17 protein-coding genes are annotated in these 25,554 nt (G+C 69.4%); 8 read left to right on the top strand and 9 right to left on the bottom strand.

Going from position 1 to position 25,554, the window contains the following annotated elements; all coding sequences use genetic code 11:
* Positions 1-26: 26 nt before the first annotated feature.
* The 4 genes from ACZ6ZP_RS07265 to ngcE form a co-directional block, all read right to left on the bottom strand.
* Positions 27-1,289 carry an ABC transporter substrate-binding protein gene (locus ACZ6ZP_RS07265; RefSeq protein ID WP_361468025.1) on the bottom strand — a complete coding sequence of 421 codons (1,263 nt, stop codon included), beginning with the start codon at positions 1,287-1,289 and terminating at the stop codon, positions 27-29.
* A gap of 150 nt (positions 1,290-1,439) precedes the next feature.
* Positions 1,440-2,333 (bottom strand): carbohydrate ABC transporter permease, encoded by an 894-nt coding sequence (locus ACZ6ZP_RS07260; protein WP_351158246.1) that lies wholly within the window; start codon positions 2,331-2,333, stop codon positions 1,440-1,442.
* Between the two features lie 21 nt (positions 2,334-2,354).
* Positions 2,355-3,269 (bottom strand): carbohydrate ABC transporter permease, encoded by a 915-nt coding sequence (locus tag ACZ6ZP_RS07255; protein WP_351159327.1) that lies wholly within the window; start codon positions 3,267-3,269, stop codon positions 2,355-2,357.
* Positions 3,270-3,459: 190 nt separating this feature from the next.
* Entirely contained in the window at positions 3,460-4,893 is a 1,434-nt protein-coding gene (gene ngcE, locus ACZ6ZP_RS07250; RefSeq protein ID WP_351158243.1) for an N-acetylglucosamine/diacetylchitobiose ABC transporter substrate-binding protein, read from the bottom strand.
* Positions 4,894-5,415: 522 nt separating this feature from the next.
* Here ngcE and ACZ6ZP_RS07245 point away from each other — a divergent pair.
* Complete coding sequence (locus tag ACZ6ZP_RS07245; protein WP_366462155.1) at positions 5,416-9,276, top strand: GH92 family glycosyl hydrolase; 3,861 nt, start codon at positions 5,416-5,418, stop codon at positions 9,274-9,276.
* A 210-nt stretch (positions 9,277-9,486) separates the two neighbouring features.
* Positions 9,487-11,844 (top strand): transthyretin-like family protein, encoded by a 2,358-nt coding sequence (locus tag ACZ6ZP_RS07240; protein ID WP_469405900.1) that lies wholly within the window; start codon positions 9,487-9,489, stop codon positions 11,842-11,844.
* A gap of 9 nt (positions 11,845-11,853) precedes the next feature.
* Here ACZ6ZP_RS07240 and ACZ6ZP_RS07235 read toward each other — a convergent pair whose 3' ends face one another.
* Positions 11,854-12,270, bottom strand: coding sequence for an ATP-binding protein (locus ACZ6ZP_RS07235; protein ID WP_361468036.1), 417 nt, complete (start codon positions 12,268-12,270; stop codon positions 11,854-11,856).
* Positions 12,271-12,423: 153 nt separating this feature from the next.
* Between ACZ6ZP_RS07235 and ACZ6ZP_RS07230 the strand changes: the two genes are divergently transcribed.
* The gene (locus tag ACZ6ZP_RS07230; protein WP_366462157.1) at positions 12,424-13,209 is read left to right on the top strand and encodes a helix-turn-helix domain-containing protein; all 786 of its coding nucleotides are present in this window, start codon (positions 12,424-12,426) and stop codon (positions 13,207-13,209) included.
* Entirely contained in the window at positions 13,206-13,454 is a 249-nt protein-coding gene (locus ACZ6ZP_RS07225) for a DUF397 domain-containing protein (RefSeq protein WP_366462158.1), read from the top strand. The genes ACZ6ZP_RS07230 and ACZ6ZP_RS07225 overlap by 4 nt, the downstream gene beginning before the upstream one ends.
* A 4-nt stretch (positions 13,455-13,458) precedes the next feature.
* Here the strand turns inward: ACZ6ZP_RS07225 and ACZ6ZP_RS07220 are convergent, their stop codons facing one another.
* A complete protein-coding gene (locus ACZ6ZP_RS07220) occupies positions 13,459-16,308 on the bottom strand; it encodes an AfsR/SARP family transcriptional regulator (protein WP_469405896.1) in 2,850 nt (949 codons plus the stop codon).
* Between the two features lie 168 nt (positions 16,309-16,476).
* Here ACZ6ZP_RS07220 and ACZ6ZP_RS07215 point away from each other — a divergent pair, with 168 nt between their 5' ends.
* Together ACZ6ZP_RS07215 and ACZ6ZP_RS07210 are read left to right on the top strand one after the other, a co-directional pair.
* Positions 16,477-16,824, top strand: a complete 348-nt coding sequence (locus ACZ6ZP_RS07215; RefSeq protein ID WP_351158222.1) for a hypothetical protein — start codon at positions 16,477-16,479, stop codon at positions 16,822-16,824.
* Positions 16,825-16,926: 102 nt separating this feature from the next.
* On the top strand, positions 16,927-17,307 hold the full coding sequence (locus tag ACZ6ZP_RS07210) for a VOC family protein (protein ID WP_351158219.1): 381 nt from the start codon (positions 16,927-16,929) through the stop codon (positions 17,305-17,307).
* A 113-nt stretch (positions 17,308-17,420) separates the two neighbouring features.
* Here ACZ6ZP_RS07210 and acnA read toward each other — a convergent pair whose 3' ends face one another.
* Positions 17,421-20,150 (bottom strand): aconitate hydratase AcnA, encoded by a 2,730-nt coding sequence (acnA, locus tag ACZ6ZP_RS07205; protein ID WP_351158216.1) that lies wholly within the window; start codon positions 20,148-20,150, stop codon positions 17,421-17,423.
* 172 nt (positions 20,151-20,322) lie between these two features.
* Positions 20,323-21,246, bottom strand: coding sequence for a sigma-70 family RNA polymerase sigma factor (locus ACZ6ZP_RS07200; protein ID WP_351158213.1), 924 nt, complete (start codon positions 21,244-21,246; stop codon positions 20,323-20,325).
* Positions 21,247-21,357: 111 nt separating this feature from the next.
* On the opposite strand from ACZ6ZP_RS07200, the gene ACZ6ZP_RS07195 reads away from it, so the two are divergent.
* Entirely contained in the window at positions 21,358-22,467 is a 1,110-nt protein-coding gene (locus ACZ6ZP_RS07195; protein WP_469405894.1) for an alkene reductase, read from the top strand.
* On the opposite strand, the gene ACZ6ZP_RS07190 is transcribed toward ACZ6ZP_RS07195, so the two are convergent.
* Positions 22,449-23,456, bottom strand: coding sequence for a LacI family DNA-binding transcriptional regulator (locus ACZ6ZP_RS07190; protein WP_383823729.1), 1,008 nt, complete (start codon positions 23,454-23,456; stop codon positions 22,449-22,451). The two genes, ACZ6ZP_RS07195 and ACZ6ZP_RS07190, sit on opposite strands and share 19 nt — an antisense overlap.
* 158 nt (positions 23,457-23,614) lie before the next feature.
* Between ACZ6ZP_RS07190 and ACZ6ZP_RS07185 the strand changes: the two genes are divergently transcribed.
* Positions 23,615-25,495 carry an amidohydrolase gene (locus ACZ6ZP_RS07185; protein ID WP_469405891.1) on the top strand — a complete coding sequence of 627 codons (1,881 nt, stop codon included), beginning with the start codon at positions 23,615-23,617 and terminating at the stop codon, positions 25,493-25,495.
* Positions 25,496-25,554: the final 59 nt, after the last annotated feature.

The following is a 25,554-nucleotide window of genomic DNA, read 5'->3' as shown; positions in this document are numbered from 1 at the left end:
CGGGACGAAGTGCGTCTGCCTGGCTGCTACTTGCTCTCGGCAGCCGCCGCTTCCGCCTTCTTCTGCAGGTCGCCGAGGACCGTCTTCGGGTCGTCGCTCGCGGCCTTGCCGCCGGTCTTCTTCATCTCCGCGGAGATGACGTCCCACGCGGTGTCGCCCAGCGGGTAGAACTTGGCGTTCGGCAGGACCTCGAAGAACGGCTCCAGGTCCTTGTGCTTGCCGTTCGTCTGCATCGTCTTGAGCGCGTCCTGGGTGACGGGCATCAGGTTGTACATCTCGTCGAACTCCAGCATCTTCTTGGAGTACGTGAAGTCCAGGAACTTCTTGACGCCTTCCTTCTCCGCGCCGCCGTCCTTGAACGCCATCATCCAGTCGGCCACGCCGAGGGTGGACTCCAGCGGGCCCGTCTTGCCGGGGATCGGCGCGACGCCGTAGTCGACCTTGCCGTCCTTGGCCATCTGGATCAGGCTCGGGTGGCCGTTGAGCATGCCGACCTTGCCCGCCGCGAAGTCCGCGAAGGCCGTCTTGCGGTCGGTGGAGGCCGGGTTGGAGTACGTGAGACCGGGCTTGACCAGGTTCTTCTGCAGCCAGTCGAAGGTCTCGACGTTCTTCGCGCTGTCGAGCGTGTACTTGCCGCTCGCGTCGGTGTAGCCACCGCCGTTGCCGAGCTCCCACATCATCGTCTCGCCCTGGGTCTCCTCGGGGCCGAGCGGGAGGGCGTAGGGGGTGTCGGCGGCCTTGGAGGACTTGATCTTCTTGGCGGCCGCGGCGAGTTCGTCCCAGGTCTTGGGCGGCGTCTTCACGCCGGCCTTCTTCAGGACGGCCTTGTTGTAGAACATCACGCGGCTGGAGGAGACCCACGGGATGCCGTACTGCGTGCCCTTGACCTCGCCGGCCTTGGCGAAGGTGGGGATGAGGTTCTCCTGCGTCTTGGGCGAGAGGACCTCGTCGGCCTTGTAGAGCAGGTCGTCCGCGACCTTGTCGGCGTAGCCGCCGGTCTGCAGCAGGTCGGGCTGGTCGCCCGCCTGGATCATGTTCTTGACCTGCTTGTCGATCTCGTTCCAGTTGATGACCTGGACGTCGACCTTGTAGCCGTCGTTCTCCTTCTCGAACTCCTTCTTCACGCCGTCCCAGTACTTCTTGGAGGCGTTGGAGGCCTTGTCGCCGTAGTCGGCGGCGACGAGCTTGATGGTCTTGCCGTCGCCGCTGTCGCTGTCACCGCCGCACGCGGTAAGTCCCATGGCCATCGCGAGCGTTGCCGCACCGGTGGCGATCAATCGATTCCTCATGCTGTTCAACCCTTCGACATCGGTGTCGACTTGAACGCGGGCAAAAGGTTCCCCCCGCGGCGCCGTGGGGCCGACATTACTCACGGCCGGAATTGGCGCGACAGGCCTAGACCACTTTCGTGGCCAAGCTGAAATCACCGGCGGCCAGGGTCACTTGAGAGCCCCCGCGGTGAGGCCGGCCTGCACCTGACGCTGGAACACCGCGTACACGACGAGCACCGGAAGCATCGCGATCGTCAGACCCGCGAAGAGCGCTCCCCAGTCGCCCCGGTACCCCTGCGAGACCGCCAGCGTGGCGAGTCCTTGAGGCAGCACGTAGCTGCTCTCCTCCTCGTTGTTGAGCAGCAGCGGAAGCAGGTACTGGTTCCACTGGCCGAGGAAGTTGAAGATGCCGATGCTGACCAGGCCCGGCTTGGCCATCGGCAGCATGATCTGGAAGAACGTCCGCGTGTGCGAGGCCCCGTCGACCATCGCCGCCTCCTGGACGCCGGTCGGCAGCGTACGGAAGAAGGAGGTGAGGAAGAAGGTCGTGAAGGGCAGCGAGTACGCGATGTACGCGATCATCAGGCCGGGCCGGGTGTCCAGGAGGCCGAAGTTCTCCATGACCGCGAAGAGCGGGACGAGGGCGAGGATGACGGGGAACATCATGCCGCCCGCGAAGAGCATGAAGATGAAGCGGTTGCCCGGGAAGGTGAAGCGGGCGATCACATAGGCCGCCATCGAGCCGAGCAGCATGGTGCCGGTCAGCGAACCCGCCAGGATGATCACCGAGTTGATGGCGTACTGGCCGATGTTCGCCTCGGTCCACGCGTTGCTGAAGTTCTCCCAGTGGAAGGAGGTCGGCCAGCCCATCGGATCGCTGAGGATCTCGACCGAGGGGCGCAGCGCGGTGAGGGCGACCCAGATCAGGGGGCCCGCCGCGAGGACCACCCACAGGACGAGGAAGGCGTGCGAGAAGACGTTCAGGGTCGCGCCGCTCGCCGAATCGCCCTCCCGGCGGGGTGTGTCGGCGGACTCGGCGCGGGGTGCGGTGGTCGTGGTCATGATGCAGTGCTCCCGCGGTCTTTAGTATTCGATCCGGTCGCGGTTCCCGATCCTCATGACGATCAGCGAGAACGCCATGCTGAGGACGAGGAGGACGACGCCGATGGAGGTGGCATAGCCGTACTGACCGTCACGGAACCGTTCGTAGAGGAAGACCGGGGTGACCTTCAGGACGTGTTCGGGAACCATGACCAGGACGATCGCGAACGAGTCGAGTGCCTGGATGCCCATGTAGATCCAGCCGGTCCGCACGGTGTCCCAGATCAGCGGGAGCGTCACGCTGAAGAAGGTCCGCCCGCGGCTCGCGCCGTCCAGCAGCGCGGCCTCGTAGATGTCCTTGGGGATCGCGCCCATCGCGGCGGAGAACAGCACCACGTAGAAGCCGACGAAGCTCCAGGAGAGCACGATCATCACGGCGATGAGGGCCAGGGAGCGGTCGCCGCCCAGCCAGGCCGGGCCGTCGACGCCCAGCTTGTCGAGCCCGCCGTTGATCAGGCCGCTGTTGGTGTTGAAGACGCGGCCCCAGACCACGGCGATGATCGCGACGGACAGGACCTGGGGGAAGAAGTAGACGACTTTGTAGACCGACGAGCCCGCGACGCCCGCGATGGCCTGGCCCTTCCGGTGCCTGCCGCCCGACGTGATCATGTACGCGAAGAACATGCCGAGCACGAGCGTGATCACCGGGGCGACGACCGCCAGGGTGATGCTCACCTCCAGGGACTCCCAGAAGCGCTCGTCGTTCCACATCTTGGTGAAGTTGTCGAAGCCGATGAAGTTCGCCACCGGCCCGCCGGACCAGTCCGTGAACGAGTAGTAGATCGCCTGGATGAAGGGCGAGATCACGAACAGGGCGTAGAACGCGAGCGGCAGCGACAGGAAGCCCGCGATGAAGCGGTACTTGTCGAGCGTCCGGTAGCGCCGGTCGTAGCGCACGCTCTGCGGGGTGAAGCGGGGCGGAAGGAGCACCGCCAGGACGAACAGCAGCCCGTTCGGCGACTTGGGCCGTCCTGCCGGGTCCGGTGCCTTCTTCGAAGGTGGCGAATCGCCCACCCGGGTGTCAGTCTTCACGCCACTCCGCCCCGCCTCGTTCACGTGCTCGCGTTCTCGGTCGATCCGCTGCTGATCAGGACTTCTTGACCTTGACGACGTCAGGGTCCTTGAGGATTCGGGCTCCGGCCTTCTCCATGATGTCCATGGCCTGCTTGGTGCCGATCTGACCCAGCATGAACTTGGCGATCATGTTGTTGAAGTCCTCGCGGAACAGCTCGTTGTACCAGTCCATGTGCTTCGCGATGACGACGTTCTTGCCGGCGGCCTTGATCGCCGCCTGCACGCTCGCCACCCCGTGCGGCATTTCCTGGCCGTCGATGGCCCCCTTGACCACCGGCAGAGCGGAGAGCTCCTTGAAGTTGTTCAGGGCGGCTTCCTTGCTGTACATCGCCCGCAGCCACTCCAGGCCGCCCTGCCGGTTCTGCGCCTTCTCGGGGACGACGTAGAACTCACCGGCCGGAGCGTTGATCGTGCCGAACGGCATCTTGTCGCCGGAGTCCAGTGACGGGCTCGGGCCGAACGACATCCCGAAGTCCTTCGGGGTGGTGTCCTTGGCCTCGTTCTCCACCCAGGAACCGTTGGGCACGAAGACGCACTTGCCCCCCTTGGTCCAGGCGGTCTGCATCTCGGTGTGCGCCTCGGTGCCGTCGAAGCCGGTCAGGACGTACTTCTTGGCGACCAGTTCCTCCCAGGCCTCGAAGACGTCCTTGACCGCGTCGTTCTTCCAGGCGCCCGGCTCCAGGTAGTCCATGGCCGTGGTGATCTCGCGCCCGCCGCGCTGCGCGAACATCGTGTAGATGCTGAAGAACATGTACCGCGGGTGGCCGCCCGGGTAGCTCCAGCCGTGGATGCCCTTGGCCTTGGCCTTCTTGCAGACGGCCAGCATCTCGTCCCAGGTCTTCGGGTACGCGGAATCCAGGCCCTCCTCAAGGAGCTTCTTGGAGTAGAAGGTGCCGTAGACCGTCAGCGAGATGCCGGCCTGGAAGGTGCCGGGGCCACCGAAGTTGCCGCTCGCCTCGACCGCCGGTTCGAGGATGTCGCGCACCTTGACGCTCGGGTCGTCCCACGACGGCGCGTCGAGCAGCTCGGTGAGGTCCGCCACCTGCTTGTTGGAGACCAGCTTGCCCGGGTTCATCTGGTCGGCGCCGGAGTTGTTGATGACGTCGGCCGTCGGGTTGCCGCGGACGATCTTCGGCTGCACCTGAGTGGCGATCTTCGTCGTCGACTTCTGGGCGGCTTTCGAGTCCGGGTACCGCTTCTTGTACATGTCGGTCACGAACTGGGCGTACTTGTCGCCGTAACCGCCGTTGAAGACGACCACGGCGAGCCCGGCGTCGTCCTTCACGCCGAGCGGGTTCTTCTTGGACTTCTCGCCCTTCTCCGCCTTGTTCTCGTCCCCGCCGCCGCTCGCGCAGGAGCTCAGGGCGCCCACGGCCGGCACGGCGAGAAGGCTGGTGGCCGCCGCCCTCTTCATCACGTCACGACGGTTGATGCTGGTGGATCCCATGCTCAAGTCCTCGCCTTCCAGGACTCAGGCGGCGTACGGGGCTCCCGACAGCTCGCCAGTGGCGAAGGGCCCGACACCGCGGGTCAGTTGAAGCTTGGTGGTACCGAACGTGCGACAACTACATGGCAAGGGCTTGCACCCGCCACTCAGGGTGCCGATAGGTATAGTCCACTCCTCCGCAGCAGAGCAAGATCGAATGCAGCTTCGGCCAGCAGTCTTTCCCGAGTTGAGACCTCGCGGAGATATGGACTGGTTCGTTCACGGCGTGAGCAAATTCGGCCAGGGGATTCGGCCGCGCCGAAACCCGCCTCCGCTCGCCCCTCACCGATCTTCCCTGGCCCCTCCTTGCTCCTCATTGGACTTTCTCCTCGATCCCCTTGGACTTTCACTGGGCCCCGCCCACTCCCCCACCCACTCCACCGGCCCCTTCAACAGCCTTGACACCACCGGCAACTTGGCGCCCTACTGGACCTTGCGCAGCCACGTGACAACGTTGTCCAACTCGCAGGGAGGGGCTCGAGGATGCCGCACAGATCACGCAGACCTCGCTTCAGACACCACCGTTCGGCCGCGGTCCTCGGAGCGGCCGCGTTCACGCTCGTCGCGACGGCGCAGGGCGCGGCCGTCGCCAAGCCGGAGGAACCGCCCAAAGCCGCCAGGGAGTTCGTCTCCTCGTTCGAGGAGGGCGACGCCCAGCCCGACTGGCTGAACACGGTCGACACCGGCCCCGACGGCAAGAAGCGCACCGCCGGTGTCAACGGAGCGTTCAGTTCGGGAATACCCGGAAGTGTGAACGACCACGTCACGGAGGTCCGCGCCAGCGGCGAGAACTCCGGCAGCGGCGAGGTCAAGGAGAACCTGGTCGACGGTGAGCCCACGAGCAAGTGGCTCACCTTCGCGGCCACCGGCTGGGTCGAGTTCGACCTCGACGAGCCGGCCAAGGCCGTGACGTACGCGCTGACGTCGGCGAACGACCACGACGAGCGCGACCCGAAGGACTGGACCCTGCAGGGCTCCACGGACGGCAAGGACTGGAAGGTCCTCGACACCCGAAAGGGTGAGGCGTTCGACAAGCGTCACCAGACGAAGAAGTACGACTTCGAGAACGGCACGGCGTACGCGCACTACCGCCTGGAGGTGACCGCCAACAACGGCGCGTCCGACGCGCTCCAGCTCTCCGACGTCCACCTCTCCGTCGGCGGCAGCGAGACGCCCGCCCCCGAGGACATGCTCTCCCTCGTGGACCGCGGCCCCAGCGGCTCCCCGACCGCGAAGTCGGGCGCCGGGTTCACCGGCAAGCGCGCGCTGCGCTACGCGGGCACCCACAAGGTGGACGGCCGCGGCTACTCGTACAACAAGGTCTTCGACGTGAACGTCTCGGTGCGCCGGGACACCGAGCTGTCGTACCGGATCTTCCCGTCCATGGCCGAGGGCGACCTCGACTACGACGCCACGAACGTGTCCGTGGACCTGGCCTTCACCGACGGCACCCATCTGAGTGACCTCAAGGCCACGGACCAGCACGGCTTCCCGCTGACCCCGCAGGGCCAGGGCGCCGCGAAGGGCCTCTACGTCAACCAGTGGAACAACGTGGCCGCGCGGATCGGGCAGGTCGCGCGCGGCAAGACCGTCGACCGAGTGCTCGTCGCGTACGACTCCCCCAAGGGCCCGGCGAAGTTCCGCGGCTGGGTGGACGACGTGTCCCTGAAGGAGAAGGCCCCGGCGAAGCCGAAGGCCCACCCCTCGGACTACGCGGACACCACCCGCGGCACGAACTCCAGCGGCGGCTTCTCGCGCGGCAACACCTTCCCGGCGACGGCCGTCCCGCACGGCTTCAACTTCTGGACGCCGGTGACCAACGCGGGCTCCCTGAGCTGGCTCTACGACTACGCGCGCGGCAACAACGCGGACAACCTGCCGACGATCCAGGCGTTCAGCGCGAGCCACGAGCCGAGCCCCTGGATGGGCGACCGGCAGACGTTCCAGATGATGCCGTCGGTCGACAAGGACACCCCGTCCGCGTCCCGCACCAAGCGCGCGCTGCCCTTCAAGCACGAGAAGGAGACGGCACGCCCGCACTACTACGGCGTGACGTTCGAGAACGGTCTGAAGGCCGAGATGGCCCCGACCGATCACGCGGCGATGATGAAGTTCACCTATCCCGGTGACGACGCGAGCGTCATCTTCGACAACGTCTCGGAGAAGGGCGGCCTCACCCTCGACAAGGAGAGCGGTGTCGTCAGCGGCTTCTCGGACGTCAAGTCCGGGCTCTCCACGGGTGCCACGCGTCTGTTCGTGTACGGCACCTTCGACGCGCCCGTCACCGCGGGCGGCAAGCTCGACGGCGGGGGCGGCGGTGACGTCACCGGCTATCTGCGCTTCAAGCCCGGCAAGGACCGCACGGTCAACCTGCGCCTCGCGACCTCGCTCATCAGCCTCGACCAGGCCAAGGCCAACCTCGGCCAGGAGATCCCCGCCGGCACCTCCTTCGAGCGCGTGAAGAACCGCGCGCAGAAGAGCTGGGACGACATCCTCGGCAAGGTGGAGGTGGAAGGCGCGAGCGAGGGGCAGCGGACCTCGCTCTACTCCAGCCTGTACCGCCTGTACCTCTACCCCAACTCGGGCTTCGAGAAGGTCACTTCGGGCGGCAAGTCGAAGTACCAGTACGCCTCGCCCTTCTCGCCGCAGACGGGTCCCGACACCCCGACCCACACCGGCGCGAAGATCGTCGACGGCAAGCCGTACGTGAACAACGGCTTCTGGGACACCTATCGCACGACCTGGCCCGCCTACTCGCTCCTCACGCCGAAGAAGGCGGGTGAGCTGGTCGACGGCTTCGTCCAGCAGTACAAGGACGGCGGCTGGACGTCGCGCTGGTCCTCGCCCGGCTACGCGGACCTGATGACGGGCACCTCGTCGGACGTGGCGTTCGCCGACGCGTACGTCAAGGGCGTGGACTTCGACGCCAAGGACGCGTACGACGCCGCCCTGAAGAACGCGACGGTCGTACCGCCGAGCAAGGGCGTCGGCCGCAAGGGAATGGAGACCTCTCCCTTCCTCGGCTACACCCCCAGCGAGACCCACGAGGGCCTGTCCTGGGCCCTGGAGGGATATGTCAACGACTACGGCATCTCGCGCATGGGCCAGGCCCTCTACAAGAAGACGGGCGAGAAGCACTACAAGGAGGAGTCGGAGTACTTCCTCAACCGTGCCCGGGACTACGTGCACCTCTTCGACGGCAAGGCGGCCGGGGAGGGCTTCTTCCAGGGCAAGGACAAGAAGGGCGACTGGCGCGTCCCGTCCGAGAAGTTCGACCCGCGCGTGTGGGGCCACGACTACACGGAGACCAACGCCTGGGGCTACGCCTTCACCGCTCCCCAGGACTCGCGCGGTCTGGCGAACCTGTACGGCGGCCGCAAGGGCCTGGGCGACAAGCTCGACAAGTACTTCGCCACTCCGGAGACCGGCTCCGCCGAGTTCGCGGGCTCCTACGGAGGCGTCATCCACGAGATGACCGAGGCGCGCGACGTCCGCATGGGCATGTACGGGCACTCCAACCAGGTCGCCCACCACGCCGCCTACATGTACGACGCGGCCGGTGAGCCGTCCAAGACGCAGGAGAAGGTCCGCGAGGTCCTCTCCCGCCTCTACACGGGCAGCGAGATCGGGCAGGGCTACCACGGCGACGAGGACAACGGCGAGCAGTCGGCCTGGTACCTCTTCTCCTCGCTCGGCTTCTATCCGCTGGTCATGGGCAGCGGCGAGTACGCGATCGGTTCGCCGCAGTTCACCAAGATGACCGTGCACCTGGACGGCGGGCGCGACCTGGTCGTCAAGGCGCCCAAGAACAGCGCGAAGAACGTGTACGTCCAGGGCCTGAAGGTCAACGGCAAGAAGTGGACCTCGACCGCCCTGCCCCACAAGGCGATCGCTCGCGGCGGCGTCCTGGAGTTCGACATGGGACCGAAGCCGTCGGCGTGGGGCACCGGCAAGAACGCCCAGCCGACGTCGGTCACGCAGGACGACAAGGTGCCGTCGCCTCGCGCGGACGCCATCAAGGGTGACGGGGCGCTCTTCGACAACACGTCGGACACGGACGCCACTTCGGCGGACGCCGTGGACCTGCCGGTGGGCAAGGAGACCAAGGCGGTGCAGTACACGCTGACGTCGTCCGCCGACAAGGCGAAGGCGCCGCGTGGCTGGGTCCTGCAGGGCTCCGCCGACGGCGAGAAGTGGAAGGAGCTGGACAAGCGTTCCGGCGAGTCCTTCGCCTGGGACAAGCAGACCCGGGTGTTCACGGTCGACAAGCCGGGGACGTACGCGCACTACCGGCTCGTGCCGGACGGTTCCGCGACGCTCGCGGAGGTCGAGCTCCTGAGCTGATCCGGCGGGACCGAACAGCGCGACGCGGGGGCGGGAGTGGAAAGTTCACTCCCGCCCCCGTTCGCGTGCGCCGCAGGAGCGTTGGCCGGAACACCCCTGGCCTCATCCTCCCCATGGCTGGAGACTCACCTCGCAACGCACCTTTTGTCATGATCACGCCATTGATCGACACTGATGGACACTGATCGCATCGTTGAGGGGAGATCATCCGTGTTACGAAGACCACGAAGACCCCGCTCGAAGGCCGTCGCCGTCATCGGCACCCTCGCCATCGGCGCCCCGCTCACCGTCCTCGGCCCCGCGTCCGCCGCCCCCGCCGCAGCCGACAAGGCCCCCAAGAGCAGCTGTACGGCGCCCGACGACTGGTCCAGCTGTGTACGGGTGACCACGCACCTGGACCAGGCCCCCTCCGTGGGACGGCAGGCCCGCCTCGACATCACCGTCGACACCCGCGTCGACCTCTCCGGGGCCCGCGTCCAGGCCGACCTGCCCGCCGCCGTCGACTGGGCGTCCGCGCCCGCCGGCTGGCAGTTCAAGGACATCGGCCCGCTGCTGCCCGAGGACGGCGGCGCGGTGCACCGCGCCCAGCGCACCGTCGACCTGGCCGCCGGGAAGACCCTGCGCTTCTCGCTCCCGGTCAAGGGCGTCAAGGCCGCCGCCACCTCCGTGCGCGCCCGCGTCGACGGCACGTCGGCCGAGCCCGTCGACCGCGACGAGCACCTCCAGCTCCTCACGGTCGGGGCCACGCCCGCCGCCTCGCACCTGGGCTTCGACCAGCGCCGCAACTCCACCGCGCTGCGCGAGCTCCCCGACGACGTCGAGCTCACCCCCGCCAAGCCCGAGCGGCCGTTCGAGCCGGTGGCCGGCCGCACGAAGCTGCCGAAGCCGCACAGCGACGACGCCCCCTCCAGCGAACCGTCGGCACAGGCGCTCTCCTGCGTCACCGGCACGGTCGGCTACACGGAGCCGGGCGGCGCGCACCCCTCGCCGAACATCCAGGTCGAGGCCTGGGACGACGACTCCTTCGGCGGGGACGACCTGCTCGACTCCGCGCTGACCGACGGCAGCGGCGGCTTCCGGATGTGCTTCGACAACAACGACACCTCCGGCGGCCAGGACGTCTACGTCAAGGTCCGCACCGAGAGCGGCCTGTGGCGGATCGTCGAGGACAACTTCCTCAGCCGTGACGTCTACGAGTTCCGCTCCGGCCAGCGCGACAACATCGGTGACGGCCGCACGGTGAACTTCGGCCGCATCGCCCCCGGCGACCAGACGATGAACCGGGTCTTCCACGCGTACGACCTGGCGAACCAGGCCAAGAACTGGACGCCCGGCGAGTGCTGGGACGCCCGCGACTCCGGCGACTGCCGCCGGATGGAGATCATCTATCCGGACGACGACGCGGGCGACGGCAGCCGTTACGAGTGGGGCGACGAGAGCGTCTGGCTGGAGGCCGCCGCTCCCGACGACCGCACCGACACCGTCCACGAGTACGGCCACGCGGTGATGGCCGACGCGTACGAGGACAACAAGCCCGCCACCGAGAACTGCAGCCCGCACGCGATGGATACCCGCAGTTCGAAGGGGTGCGCCTGGGTCGAGGGGTTCGCGAACTTCTACCCGATGGCGATCTTCAACCGGGACGAGTACCGGGGCTGGCACGTCGAGAACACCGCGGGCTACAACACCGGCGACGACACCGAGGGCCGGGTCACCGGCTCCCTGTGGGACCTCTTCGACCCGTCGGGCGAGCGCTACTGGGACCACCACCAGGAGGCCGCGACGGGCGCCATCTGGGACACCCTGCTGGACCGGCGGTCCACCACCTTCCAGGAGTTCTGGACCCACCGCGGCCAGGAAGGCCACGACGTGGGCTCGGGGCCGGGCGGCGCGCTCTTCCAGAACGGCATCGACTACGGCTTCCGCAACCAGCTCGCGGACGGCCAGTCCAAGACGCTGCCCACACCGGACCCGCAGCACAACTACCGCTACGACACCACCTTCCGCTTCTGGTCGGTCGTGGCGCTGCGGCCTCCGGCGGGCGTCGACTACGACCTCGACCTGTACGACGACCAGGCGCTCCAGCAGCGCCTCGACGTCAGCCTGGCCACCGGGGACACGGTCGACTTCATCGCCGTCGACTCCAACGCGCGCGGCCCCGGCGACTACTACCCCGTCGTGAAACGGCCGCTCGGCGGCACGGGCACCGGTGAGTACCGCATCGAGCTCGCCGACAGCGGAAAGCTGCTCGGCGCCTCCGACACCAAGACGATGAACGGCGCCGACGACGTGACCGCCGTCTGGGACACCTGCCCGGTCGCGGGCACCGAGGTGACCATCACCGCGACGCCGTCCGACGCGAGCCAGGACGCGGAGCTGTTCCTGATGGACTCCGATCCGGCCGACGCCAAGACCGCCGTCCGTGGCCGTTACGCCGCGACCGCATCGGCGACCGGGAACGGTCCCGGCCAGGCCGAGTCGTTCAAGTTCACCTCACAAGGAGGCTGTTACGGCGTTGTCCTCGTCAACAAGGCCGGGTCCGGCACGTACACCGTGACCTCGTCCTGACACCACGGCCTAGGCCTGGCCCGTGGCGAACTCGCACCACACGACCTTGCCGGGATCGCGTTCCACCACCCCCCACTTGTCGGCAAGGGCCGCCACGATCAGCAGGCCGCGCCCCGACTCGTCGGCGTCATCACCGCCGCCGAGCCGGGGCCATCCGCCGCCGCTGTCGTGCACTTCGACACGGAGTACGTCGCTGTCGCGGCGCAGGTGCAGCCGGAATCCCCGCCCCGGCGGGACTCCGTGCAGCAGGGCGTTGGTCGTCAACTCGCCTACGCAGAGGGTGATGTCGTCCGCGCGCTCGCGGATGTCCCACCCGACGAGCGCGGCGCGCGTGAAGGCGCGGGCGGCGGGCACGGACTGGCGTTCGCGCCGGTAGAAGCGCTCGCGGGGGTCCCGCCGGAAGGGGAGTGGAGTTTCGTCATTCACGTGACGAGGGTCACACTCCGTGGTCATCATGAAGCAGTACGTGAACCCGTACAGCCGGGTTGTACGGGTTCGCCGCGTGAACGTGCGGCTTCTGGTGGGGAGTTGAACGGTATGAACAGCCCAAGGCGACGGTCACGGAGGAATGCCTCGGCGATGCGGATGGTGGGCGCGCTGCTCGCCGTCCACCGCGAGGCGGCCGGGTACACACAGAAGTCGCTGGCCGAGCGGTTCGTGATCGGCGAGGAGGCGATTGCCTCCATCGAGCAGGGGCGGCGGCCCCTGAAGATGGATCTGGCGGTGCAGCTGGATGAACTCCTGCGTACGCATAGGACGTTGCAGACGGCTGTCGAGAACATGCCGGAGGTGGATCTGGTTCCTCGGTGGGCCGAGGAGTATCTGGATTGCGAGCGGGAGGCCATTGCGATCTCGTTGTACGCGAACCAGGTACTGCCCGGGCAGCTGCAGACAGAGGAGTACGCCCGAGCTGTCTTCCGCAGTCGTGTGCCGGTCTTCGACGAGGACGAGATCGAGCAGTTTGTCGCCCTGCGCATCGAGCGTCAGGAGATCCTGCATCGGAAGGTGCCCCCGACCACCAGCTTCGTGATCTGGGAAGCCGTGTTGCACGACCGCCTGGGCAGCCAACAGGTGTACTTCGAGCAACTGCGCCGCCTGCGCGAGTACAGCGAACTACCGGGCCTCGCCTTGCAGATCCTGCCGTTCGGTCGCGCTATTCACGCAGCCCTCGATGGCCCGTTCGTGCTCCTCGAAACGCCTGAACACCAGCGGCTCGCCTACACAGAGACACAGCGCGGAAGCCAACTGATCGCTGATCCAGACGAGGTGGCGATCCTGACGCAGAAATGTGCGATGCTGCGGACGCAGGCCCTAAATCCCGAGGACACGAGGGACCTGTTGGACCGTTTGCTAGGAGGGCAATGAACACGGCATTGCAGTGGTTCAAGTCCAGCTACAGCAGCGAGCAGGGCGGCCAATGCCTCGAAGTCGCCTACGCCTGGCGCAAGTCCAGCTATAGCGGCAGCGAAGGCGGCGAGTGCCTAGAGATCGCCGCTCACCCCGCCGCCGTACACATCCGCGACTCCAAGAACCCGGACGGGGCCCCGCACCTCACCGTGGCCCCGAGGGCATGGGCCGCCTTCCTGGCCCTCCCCCAGGCCCGCGCCTGACCGCTCACAGCGCGAGCCGCAGGGGGTCCCGGGTGCCCTCTCCTTCCGCGAAGGCCGCCGCGTAGGCCCGTTCGCCGAGGGCGCGGCGGACCAAGTGCTCGGTCTCGACGTGCGCTTCGTGGAGTGGCCGCAGGCCCGTCAGTGCGACGCCCGTCGTCCGCAGGAGGCTGCACGCCGCTCCTATCAGCCGGGCGGCTCGGCCATGGTCTCCGGTGGCGGCGACGGCCCAGGCCATGGCCTCCATGCCCCACACGGTCCCCCAGCGGTCACCGATGGCCCGCTGTCGGCGCAGGGAGTCACGGAACAGGGCCACCGCCCGGTGCGGGTCGCCGTGCCGGAGTTCGGCGAGGCCCACGCCCCACAGCCCCCAGGAGTGGGCCCAGCCCGCGCCGTGGGCTTCGGCCTCCGTCGCGTACTCCCGGCCGGCCGCCAGGGCGAGCTCACGCCCGCCGAGGAAGGCCGCCGCCATGGCCCAGAGCATGGTCGCCATGTGCGCGTCGCCCACCTGGCCGTGGGAACGGAAACGCTCTCTGGCCCGCGCCAGGAGCGCGATGGACCCCGCGTCCGCGTGGACGAGGAAGGCGAAGGCGCCCTCCACGTACGAGAGCACGCCCAGCGCTTCGACGTCCTCGTCGTCCCGGCCGAGCCGACCGGCCTCGGCCAGGAAGCGTTCGGCGGTGGATCGGTCCCCCTGGCACAGCGCGATCCAGGCGGCCAGGGCCAAGCAGCCGACGCGCAGTGGGGCGGGGGCCGTCGGGGCGAGGTCGAGCGCGCGGGTCAGCCAGTGGCGGCCTTCGCCGAGCGAGCTGCTGAAGAACCAGTACCGGGTGCGGGTGAGGTTCGCGGCGATCGCGAGACCGGCCGTGGCGTCGCCCTCCCCCGTGACGCAGAAGTCCAGGGCCGCCCGCAGGTTCGGTGACTCCAGGCGCAGCCGGGACAGCCAGGCGACCTCGTCGGGCCCGCACCACTGCTCGGCCGACCGCGCGGCCATGTCCGCGTAGTACGCGCAGTGGCGCCGCCGCAGCGGGATGTCCCGGCCCAGCTCCTGGAGCCTGCACTGCCCGTACTGGCGCAGGGTCTCCAGCATGCGGTACCGGGCCCGGGGGCCGGTGGTGTCGACGGTGAGCACCGACTTGTGCACCAGAGCGGCGAGGACGTCCACGATGTCCTCGCGGGTGGTGTCGTCACCCGGGCACACCGCCTCGGCCGCCGCGAGGTCGAAGCCGCCGGAGAACACCGACACCCCTGCCCACAGCCTCCTCTCGCGTTCGTCGCACAGGTCGTGGCTCCAGTCGACGACGCCGCGCAGGGTGCGCTGGTGCCGGGGCCCGGTGGGTTTCCCGGTGTCGGAGAGCAGCCGGAAGCGGTCGTCGAGGCGCTCCAGGATCTCCTCGGCCGAGAGCGCGCCCAGACGCACGGCGGCCAGCTCGATCGCCAGCGGGATGCCGTCCAGACGGCGGCACAGGCGGCCCACGGCCTCCTCGTTGCGCCGGGTGATCCGGAAGTGCGGGGCGCAGGCCTCGGCGCGGTCGGCAAGCAGCCGCACGGCCTCACAGCGCGTCGGCGTCGGTGGCGCGCCCCGGTCCTGGGGGACGGTCAGCGGCGGCACGGGCAGCAGGTACTCGCCGGGGATGCGCAGCCCTTGGCGGCTGGTGGCCAGCACGCGCAGGCCGGGGGCGGCGGTCAGGAGCGTACTCAGGAGGTGTCCGGCGGCCTCGGCCACGTGCTCGCAGTTGTCGAGCACGAGGAGCAACTGCCGCTCCCTCAGGTGCTCGACGAGCACCGCCGTGCCGGGCCGCAGCGACTGGTCGGGGATGCCGAGCGCCTCGGCGACCGCGCGGTCCAGGAGCTTCGGCTCGGTCAGCGGCGCGAGGTCGGCGAGCCACGCGCCGTGCGGAAAGGCCCAGGACGCCTCGGCCGCCGCGCGCAGCGCGAGGCGCGTCTTGCCCACTCCGCCCGGCCCGGTGAGCGTGACGAGGCGGGCGCTCTCCAGGAGCTTGCGGGTCTTGCGGAGCATGCTCTCGCGGCCGATGAACGTCGTCGTCTCGGCGGGCAGGTTCCCCTCGGTCCGTGGGCCGTCCGGCGACGACGGCGCGGTCAGGGAGGGGTCGGCGGTGAGCACCCGCTGATGGAGCTGCCACAGCTCCGGTCCCGGGTTGACGCCCAGCTCCTCGACGAGCAGGGCGCTGACGGTCCGGTAGCAGTCCAGGGCCTCGCTCTGCCGGCCCGAGCGGTAGAGGGCCAGCATGCGCTGCGCCCAGAAGCGCTCCTGGAGCGGGTGGGCGGCGGTGAGTTCGCGCAGGCGCGGCAGTACGTCCGCGTGGCGCCCGAGCCGGACGTCGGCGTCGGTGTGCAACTCCAGGGCGGCCAGGCGGCGTTCGTGCAGCGCGGGGGCGACGTCCAGCCGCAGCCGCTCGGACGGGACGTCCGAGAACGGCTCTCCGCGCCACAGCGCCAGCGCCTCGCCGAGCAGCGCCGATGCCCGCTCCGTGGCCTGCGCCGCCGCGGCGGACCGGGCACGGGCGACCAGGGCGTCGAAGCGGTGCAGGTCCAGGGCCTCGTCGGGCACGTGGACGAGATAGCCGTCCGCGCAGGTGCGGATCGGCCCCCGGGACCCGCAGCCGAGGGTGCGGCGCAGCCGCAGCACGTAGTTCTGCAGGGCGTTGCGGGCGCCGTCCGGTGGTTCGTCCCACAGCCTGGCGATCAGGGTTTCACTGGGGACGACCTTGTTCGCGTCGATCAGAAGCGATGCCAGAAGGGCCCGCTGCTTGGCTGCCCGCATCGCCACGGGCCTGCCGTCGAACAGCACTTCAAGCGGCCCCAGAAGCCTGTACTCGAACTCCGTGATCCTCACCCCCGTCACCCACCATCGTCACCCAGAGTCATCATTCCAGCACGAGGCGTGAGTGTCGAGTGACCAAGGAGTGACCGGCGCGACAGGGCCGCCCGGAAACATCACTGGAGTGCGGACAGCGGTGCACGACCGGTGCACCGCGACGCGGAACCAGAAGGAGACCGACCCATGAACAAGCCTCGTCGTCTTACCGGGCTCGCCCTCAAGCTCGCGGCGGTGGCGGCCGCCGTGCTGCCGGTGTTCGCCGTCGCGCCGGGCGCGGCGGCGGCGCAGCAGGCGTCGGCCGCGGTGGCCAATGTCCTCAACTGCACCACGGACACCGACGGTTACTGGGGTCACGCGCACTGCACCAACAACACCGGTGTCGTGACGGCCTTCCGTGTCACGGTGGTCTGCGGGGAATGGCCCGACACCGCCGGACAGTGGAAGACGCTGAAGCCGGGCGCGTCCGACGTGTCGAGTGCCCGCTGCATCGCCGGCACGGGTGTCGGCAGTGTCGGCTGGGAAGAGGGGTGACAGCGCGGTGTCGCCGTGACTAAGATCGACGGCGACATCGCGTGTCGGTCACCGGCTGGGTGAGGCATGGAGGTGTCGGGAGATGCCTTCTGGAGGCATTCCTTGTCAGTCGAGCTGAACCACACGATCATCCACGCCCGGGACAACCGGGAGTCCGCCGAGTTCTTCTCGGATCTTCTGGGGCTCGAAATCGCCTCGGAGTGGGGCCCGTTCATCGCGGTGCAACTGAGCAACTCCGTCACCCTGGACTTCGCCAGCATCCCCGCGGACAAGATCACCCCGCAGCACTACGCCTTCCTGCTCTCCGAGCCGGAGTTCGACGCGGCGTACGAGAAGATCAGGGCACGCGGCATCGAGCACTGGGCCGACCCGCAGCAGAAGCAGCCGGGCGAGATCAACACCAACGACGGCGGACGCGGCGTCTACTTCCTGGACCCGTCGAAGCACGCGATGGAACTGATCACGGTCCCGTACGGCGGCTAGACCCCGTAGGGGGCGCGGGGAATTGCGCGACAAGCCCCCGCGGCGCCGCAGACAACGCACGAGGGCCGCACCCCCAGCCGGGGGTGCGGCCCTCAACTGCTGTCTGCTGAGGCCTACTTACGGATCAGGCTGCGCAGCACGTACTGCATGATGCCGCCGTTGCGGTAGTAGTCCGCCTCACCGGGGGTGTCGATGCGGACGACCGCGTCGAACTCCACACCGGTGTCGGTCGTGACCTTGACCGTGCTCGGGGTCGTGCCGTTGTTCAGCTCGGTCACGCCGGTGAAGGAGAAGGACTCCTCGCCGGTGAGGCCGAGGGACTCGGCGGACAGGCCCTCCGGGAACTGGAGCGGCAGGACACCCATGCCGATGAGGTTCGAGCGGTGGATGCGCTCGTACGACTCGGCGATGACGGCCTTCACGCCGAGCAGCGCGGTGCCCTTGGCGGCCCAGTCGCGGGACGAGCCCGAGCCGTACTCCTTGCCCGCGAGGATCGCGAGGGGGGTGCCGGCCGCCTGGTAGTTCTGCGAGGCGTCGTAGATGAAGGAGACGGGGCCGTCTTCCTTCGTGAAGTCGCGGGTGAAGCCGCCCTCGGTGCCCGGCGCGATCTGGTTGCGCAGGCGGATGTTGGCGAACGTGCCGCGGATCATGACCTCGTGGTTGCCTCGGCGCGAGCCGTAGGAGTTGAAGTCGCGACGCTCGACGCCGTGCTCCGTGAGGTACTTGCCGGCCGGGGTGTCGGCCTTGATCGCACCGGCCGGGGAGATGTGGTCGGTGGTGACCGAGTCGCCCAGCTTGGCCAGCACGCGGGCGCCCGTGATGTCGGAGACCGGGGTGGTCTCCATCGTCATGCCCTCGAAGTAAGGGGGCTTACGGACGTAGGTGGACTGCGGGTCCCACTCGAAGGTGTTGCCGGTCGGGATCGAGAGCGCCTGCCACTGGGCGTCGCCCGCGAAGACGTCCTGGTAGGACTTGTTGAACATGTCCTCGCCGATGGAGTTGGCGACGACGTCGTTCACCTCGGCCTCGGTCGGCCAGATGTCCTTGAGGAAGACCGGGTTGCCGTCCTGGTCCGCGCCGAGCGCGTCCTTGGTGATGTCCACCTTCATCGAACCGGCGATGGCGTACGCGACGACCAGCGGCGGGGACGCCAGGTAGTTCATCTTGACGTCGGGGTTGATGCGACCCTCGAAGTTCCGGTTGCCGGAGAGGACCGACGTCACGGCCAGGTCGTGCTCGTTGACCGCCTTGGAGACCTCCTCGGGCAGCGGGCCCGAGTTGCCGATGCAGGTGGTGCAGCCGTAGCCGACGAGGTTGAAGCCGACCTTGTCGAGGTAGGGGGTGAGCCCCGCCTTGTCGAAGTAGTCGGTGACGACCTTGGAACCCGGGGCGAGGGTGGTCTTGACCCACGGCTTGCGGGTCAGGCCCTTCTCCACGGCCTTCTTCGCGACGAGCGCGGCGGCGACCATGACGTACGGGTTCGAGGTGTTGGTGCAGGAGGTGATCGCGGCGACCGTGACGGCGCCGTGGTCGATCTCGTACGTCGAGCCGTCGGGGGCGGTGACGGTGGTCGGACGCGTCGGCACGCCGTTGGTGGTGGCCGGGGCGTCGGAGGCCGGGAAGGACTCCTTGCCCGCCTCGTCGTCGTCCTCGACGTAGTTGCGCACGTCGAGCGCGAACTGCTGCGCGGCGTTGGCCAGGACGATGCGGTCCTGCGGGCGCTTGGGGCCTGCGATGGAGGGGACGACCGTGGAGAGGTCGAGCTCCAGCTTCTCGGAGAAGTCGGGCTCGGCGGCCGGGTCGAGCCAGAGGCCCTGCTCCTTGGCGTACGCCTCGACGAGCGCGACCTGCTGGGCGTCGCGGCCGGTCAGACGGAGGTACTTCAGCGTCTCGTCGTCGATCGGGAAGATCGCGGCGGTGGAGCCGAACTCCGGCGACATGTTGCCGATGGTGGCGCGGTTGGCCAGGGAGGTGGCGGCGACGCCCTCTCCGTAGAACTCGACGAACTTGCCGACGACGCCGTGCTTGCGCAGCATCTCGGTGATCGTGAGGACGAGGTCCGTGGCGGTGGTGCCGGCGTTCAGCTCACCGGTCAGCTTGAAGCCGACGACGCGCGGGATGAGCATGGAGACCGGCTGGCCCAGCATCGCGGCCTCGGCCTCGATGCCGCCGACGCCCCAGCCCAGGACGCCCAGGCCGTTGACCATCGTGGTGTGCGAGTCGGTGCCGACCAGGGTGTCGGGGTAGGCCTGGCCGTTACGGACCATGACCGTGCGCGCCAGGTGCTCGATGTTGACCTGGTGGACGATGCCGGTGCCCGGGGGGACGACCTTGAAGTCGTCGAAGGCGGTCTGGCCCCAGCGCAGGAACTGGTAGCGCTCCTTGTTGCGGCCGTACTCCAGCTCGACGTTCTGGCCGAACGCCTCCGCCGTGCCGAACTTGTCGGCGATGACGGAGTGGTCGATGACCAGCTCGGCCGGGGAGAGCGGGTTGACCTTGTCCGCGTCGCCGCCGAGCTCCTTGACGGCCTCACGCATGGTGGCGAGGTCCACGACGCAGGGCACGCCGGTGAAGTCCTGCATGATCACGCGGGCCGGCGTGAACTGGATCTCCTGCGAGGGCTGGGCCTGGGAGTCCCAGCCGCCGATCGCACGGATGTGGTCGGCGGTGATGTTCGCGCCGTCCTCGGTGCGGAGCAGGTTCTCCAGCAGCACCTTCAAGCTGTAAGGGAGGCGCGCGGAGCCCTCTACCTTGTCCAGCTTGAAGATCTCGTACGACTCGTCGCCCACGCGCAGCGTGCTGCGGGCGTCGAAGCTGTTCGCCGACACGACAGTCTCCTTCATATATGTGCGCGTTTCCGTCACATCCTGCCGCCACGACTCCTCGTCGATCCGCTAAGGTAAGGCTTAGTTAGGTAACCCTTACCGAGTGGCGGCTTCTGGTGCGCCTCGGCAGATATCTCGATGTCGAGATAACTCTAGTACATGCCCCGGCGTCACGACGAAGTGCGCCCGCTCACAGTTCGCCATGCCCTCCTTCGGGGGTGCCGGACACCTCGTCGAGAACGGACACCTCCAGAGCCGCCAGCCGCGCGGGATCTGCGACGACCTCGTACGCGGCGACGCGCCCTTCCTCGACCCTGATGACGAGCGCGAGGAGCAGCCTGCCCCGCGGCGCCACGACGAGTCCCACCGCTCCGCCGACCAGCGCGGCCTGCGCGAAGCGGGCGTTGCGCCTGAGCAGGACCGTCTCCTCGGCCACCGCCCGTGCGCCGCGGATCACCGCGGCGCCGCCCGCCGGCAGCGCGGAGAGGTCGGCCGTGCGCACGACGTCGGGGGCCAGGACCGTGAGCAGCGCCTCCAGGTCGCCGGTGCGGGCGGCCGCGAGAAAGGTCTCCACGACACGCCGGTGCTCCGCGCGCACCGGGACGGCAAGCGCCTCGGGCGGGGCCTGCACCTTGTGCCGCGCGCGGCTCGCGAGCTTCTTCGTGGCGACGGGGGTGCGCTCCACGACGGGCGCGATCTGGTCGAACGGCACTGCGAACAGGTCGTGCAGCACGAAGGCCACCCGCTCGGCGGGCCCCAGCGTGCCGAGGACCACGAGCAGCGCGCGGCCCACCGAGTCGGCCAGGAGCACCTCCTCCTGCGGGTCACCGTCGTCGCCGGACGGCGGAATCCGGTCCGGAAGGCGCTCCCCCGCCGGTTCCTCGTGGCGTTTGGCGGCGGAGCGCAGCATGTCGAGGCAGAGGCGGGAGACGACCGTGCGCAGCCAGCCGGTGAGGTTCTCGATCTCGTCGGCATCGGTGCGGCTGAGGCGCAGCCAGGTCTCCTGGACCGCGTCGTCGGCGTCGCTGAGCGAGCCGAGCATGCGGTAGGCGACACCGCGCAGATGCCCCCGGTGCGCCTCGAAGCGGTCGGCGAGTACCTCTTGCCCGTCCATCGGTCACCTTTCCCCGTCGTACGCCGTCACCTTCGTGGCCCCCCGGCTTCGTGTCCCCCGCGCCGAGCCGCCGTGACAGTAACGCCACGAACGCCACGAAGGAGAACCGTCATGACCGCCGCCCTGCCCCTCACCCTGGACCAGCCACTTCTGCACGGCACCCGCCTGGGCGAGCTCCGGATGCCCAACCGCGTGGTGATGGCCCCGCTCACCCGGGCCCGCGCCGACAACCCCGGCCTCGTCCCCACCGAACTGCACGCCGCCTACTACGGGCAGCGCGCCGGTGCCGGGCTCATCGTCACCGAGGGGACCTGGGTCAGCGAGCGGGCCATCGGCTTCGTCAACGTCCCCGGCGTCTACAGCGAGGCCCAGGTCGCCGGATGGCGCCGGGTCACCGACGTCGTCCACACCCTCGGCGGCCGCATCGTGCAGCAGCTCTGGCACACCGGCGCCGCGTCGCACCCCGACCACCTCGGCGGCGAACCGCCCGCCGGGCCTTCGGCGATCGACCCCCGCGCGCGGACCTTCACGCCCGGCGGGTTCAAGGAGACGCTCACACCGCGCGCGATGACCGCCGACGACATCCGGGCCACCGTCGCCGAGTTCCGCGCCGCGGCGGCCAACGCGCGGCGCGCCGGGTTCGACGGGGTCGAGATCGGCGCCCTCGGCGCGTTCCTCTTCACCCAGTTCCTCAATCCGCTGCTCAACCACCGCACGGACGCCTACGGCGGAGACCGCGCGGGACGGCGCCGCCTGCTGCTCGATGTCGTCGACGCGGTCACCGCCGAGTGGGACGGGCGGCGGGTGGGCGTGCGCCTCGCGCCGTACATGGCCGCGACCGAGCGTTTCGTGGTCGACGAGGAACTGCTCGCCGACTACGACGAGCTGGTGACGGAGCTGAACGAGCGCCCCCTGGCCTATCTCCACCTGCGCGGCCCCGACCTCGCGGGCCCCGGCGAGAGCCCCGACTTCGAGGCGTTCGCCCGCTACCGGAAGCGTTTCGAAGGGCCGCTGATCGCGAACAACGGCTTCGACAGGGACTCCGCGAACGCCCTCGTCGACGCGGGACACGCCGATGCCGTGTCCTTCGCCACCCACTTCGTCGCCAACCCCGACCTGGTCGGCCGGTTCGCCCTGGGCCGGGAGCTGGCGGCCGGTGATCCCGTCACGTACTACCAGGGCGGCGCGAAGGGGTACGCCGACTATCCGGCCGCGGGCTGAGCACCCGACGACGCGCGCACGAGGAGCCGCGCCGGTACGACGACCGGCCCCGGCGCCGCCGAGCCGCCGCCCTCGATCAGGTCGACCAGGAGGCCGACGGCGGCGCGGGCCGTCCGCTCCGGGTCGAGGGTCACCGTGGTCACGGGCGGCCGCGTCGTCGCGTATCCGGGGTCCTCGCTCGCGCACACCACCCGCAGGTCGCCGGGGACGCGCAGACCGAGCCGGGCCGCGGCGGCCAGCAGCCGGTGGCCGCCGGGGTCGTACGCCGCGTAGACGGCGTCGGCGCGGTCCGGTCCCCGCAACAGCGCGTCGAGCGAGCGCCCCTGGCCGTCCGCCAGGTCGAAGGGCACCACCAGCGGTTCGGCGCCGCGCTCCGCGCACCATCCGGCGTACGCGGCCGTCACCGCGCGGGCGTAGTGCTCGTCGCCGTTGCCGGACTGCAGGGCGATACGGCGGGCGCCGGATGCCGTGAGGTGGTCGAGGACCTCGCGGGTGGTCGCCTCGTGGTCGTTGTCGACCCAGTGGTCGCCGGGGCGCGGGTCACCGGGGACGCCGTCGAAGACGAGCGGGATGCCGCGGGCGCGCAGCGCGTTGACCATGGGGTCACCGCGCGGGCTGTCCATGATCAGCATTCCGTCGACGGCGAGGCTGTGCCAGGTGTCGTCCGCCGCGCGGTCCGCGGGCAGCGTGATCAGGGCGTAGCCCCGCGCGTGGGCCGCCGATGTGGCCGCCGTGACGGCGCGCGAGAAGTAGGCGATCTCCGTGTAGTTCCAGGCGGTGGCGAACGTCGTGACGGCGATGCCGAGCGTCCGGGTGCGCGGGGCGGTGCGGGGCGTGCCGTAGCCGAGGGCGGTGGCCACCTCGCGTACCCGGCGGCGGGTGGACTCGCCTATGCGGCCCGTGCCGTTCAGGGCGTGCGAGACCGTCGCAGTCGATACCTCCGCTGCGCGGGCGATGTCGGCGAGGGTCGGCCTTGGCACGGGGCACATCGTACGGATGCGGATTTCGTCGATGCGGGTGGCTTCTGGTTAACGCCTTACTCGGCAAGCGTTCATGCCGCCGCTGCTCGGCGGATCTTGCCCCCTCCCACCCGATCACCCCGCGGCGCACCGTCGGCGTCCGGGGCCGGCCGCACCCTGGAGCGTCCATGCCCTCTCCGTCCTCCTCCCTCTCCCGCCGTGGCCTCATCGCCGCCGCCGGGGCCACCGGGCTGCTCACCGCCGTGGGCGCCGCGCCCGCCGCCGCATCGCCCCGGCGGTCCGCCGCGCTCGTGGTGCACAACGCCCGTGTCTTCAGCGGCACTCCCGGGCGCGACCGTGCGCGGGCCGTCGCCGTCGGGCGGGACGGGAGGATTCTTGCCGTCGGGAGCGACTCCGCGCTGAAGCGGTTCATCGGGCGGGACACGGAGGTCGTCGACGCGCGCGGCGGGACCCTCATGAGCGGCATCCACGACGGGCACGCCCACCCGATGGACGCCGCCAACCGCTCCCTGAAGCCTTCGCTCGCCAGTGCCGAACAGACCGTCGCCGACCTCCAGAAGACCCTGACGGACTTCCTGAAGGACTCCGCCGACCAGGAGCCCGACGGGTGGCTGGTGGTGGAGGACTGGAACCCCGTGGGGCTCCTTCCGCACGGGACCGCCCCGCACCACTCCATGCTCGACGCCCTGCCCACCCGGCGCCCGGTCGTCCTGCGCGGCGGCGACGGGCACAACATCTGGGTCAATCAGCGTGCCCTCGACATCGCGGGCATCACCGCCTCCACCCCCGACCCGGTCGGCGGCAAGATCGTGAAGGGGTCGGACGGCAAGCCGACCGGCGTGCTCAAGGACGACGCCCAGCCGCTCGTCACCCGGCACATCCCCGAGCCCGACCAGGAGCAGCTCGTCGCCGCCGCCGCGAAGGTCCTCGCCGAGGCCGCCGCGTCGGGGATCACCACCTTCATGGAAGCCGTCGTCGGCAAGAGCGAGTTGGGCCTCTACAAGGCGCTGGCCGAGAGCGGGAAGCTCTTGCAGCGCATCGTGCCCGCCCTGCGCATCGACACCGACATGACCACGGACCCGGCCGCCGCGCTCGCCCACGCGCAAGGGCTGCGTGACACGTTCGGCGGCGTACGCGGGCTCCGCTTCGGCACGGTGAAGGTCTTCCTCGACGGGGTCATCGAGTACCCGGCCCAGACCGCCGCGCTGCTGGAGCCCTATCTGGACGAGGACGGGAAGCCGACCGACCACCGCGGCGAGCTGTACGTCTCCGCCGCCGACTACGGCCGGCTCACCGCCGCCTTCAACAAGGACGGCTGGCAGATGCACGCGCACGCCATCGGCGACCGCGCGGTCCGAACGTCCCTGGACGGGTACGCGTACGCCCTGCGCACGACCAAGGCGCGCGGCCTGCGCAACACCACCGCCCACCTCCAACTCGTCGACCCCGCCGACCTGCCCCGCTTCGCCCGGCTCGGCGTCGTGCCCTGCATGCAGCTCCAGTGGGCCACCCGCAACACCTGGACCATGGACGCCCTGCTGCCCTACATCGGTGCCGGGCGCCACCGTTGGCAGTACCCGGCGCGCAGTCTGGAGCGGCACGGGGCGCAGCTCGCCGGTGGCTCGGACTGGCCGGTCGACCCGCTCCAGGTGTGGAACCAGGTACGCACCTCCGTCGACCGGTTCGGGGACGAGGGCGAGGGCGAGCTGTACCGCGAGCAGGAAGGGCTGAGCCGCTCGTCCGCCCTGCTCATGCACACCCTCGGCACGGCGCGTCAACTCCGTATGGACCATCTCACCGGAACCGTCGAACGGGGCAAGTCGGCCGATCTGGTGCTGCTCGACCGCGATCTGACGCGGTGTCCGGTGGCTGATATCAGCTCTGCCGAAGTGCGTCTGACGTTGACCGGGGGCACAGTGGTGCATGACGCCGACTCGTCGGCCGGGCGCGCGGCCGCCGCCCGGGTGACGCGCGCGGCGGCCGGTCCCCGGCCCACGGCGCAGGCCGCGGTGCACGGTGGTCGGCACGCCTCGTGCGGATGCGGCTGAGCCGTAGCGGCACGTGGCGTACGGAAACGACGTACGGGGACTTCCGTACTGAATCGGTC

It is taken from the genome of Streptomyces sp. NPDC054047, assembly GCF_055585065.1.
The sequence above is the reverse complement of the archived record's forward strand: the minus strand, read 5'-3'. Positions and strand labels throughout refer to the sequence as shown.

Bases quoted from the DNA above. Each gene is read 5' to 3' on its own strand.
- ACZ6ZP_RS07190 (WP_383823729.1), bottom strand. From the start codon at position 23,456: ATGTGCCCCGTGCCAAGGCCGACCCTCGCCGACATCGCCCGCGCAGCG.
- ACZ6ZP_RS07200 (WP_351158213.1), bottom strand. From the start codon at position 21,246: ATGGACGGGCAAGAGGTACTCGCCGACCGCTTCGAGGCGCACCGGGGG.
- ACZ6ZP_RS07215 (WP_351158222.1), top strand. From the start codon at position 16,477: ATGAACAAGCCTCGTCGTCTTACCGGGCTCGCCCTCAAGCTCGCGGCG.
- ACZ6ZP_RS07260 (WP_351158246.1), bottom strand. From the start codon at position 2,333: ATGACCACGACCACCGCACCCCGCGCCGAGTCCGCCGACACACCCCGC.
- ACZ6ZP_RS07225 (WP_366462158.1), top strand. From the start codon at position 13,206: ATGAACACGGCATTGCAGTGGTTCAAGTCCAGCTACAGCAGCGAGCAG.
- ngcE (WP_351158243.1), bottom strand. From the start codon at position 4,893: ATGGGATCCACCAGCATCAACCGTCGTGACGTGATGAAGAGGGCGGCG.
- ACZ6ZP_RS07230 (WP_366462157.1), top strand. From the start codon at position 12,424: ATGCGGATGGTGGGCGCGCTGCTCGCCGTCCACCGCGAGGCGGCCGGG.
- ACZ6ZP_RS07195 (WP_469405894.1), top strand. From the start codon at position 21,358: ATGACCGCCGCCCTGCCCCTCACCCTGGACCAGCCACTTCTGCACGGC.
- ACZ6ZP_RS07265 (WP_361468025.1), bottom strand. From the start codon at position 1,289: ATGAGGAATCGATTGATCGCCACCGGTGCGGCAACGCTCGCGATGGCC.
- ACZ6ZP_RS07245 (WP_366462155.1), top strand. From the start codon at position 5,416: ATGCCGCACAGATCACGCAGACCTCGCTTCAGACACCACCGTTCGGCC.
- acnA (WP_351158216.1), bottom strand. From the start codon at position 20,150: ATGAAGGAGACTGTCGTGTCGGCGAACAGCTTCGACGCCCGCAGCACG.
- ACZ6ZP_RS07185 (WP_469405891.1), top strand. From the start codon at position 23,615: ATGCCCTCTCCGTCCTCCTCCCTCTCCCGCCGTGGCCTCATCGCCGCC.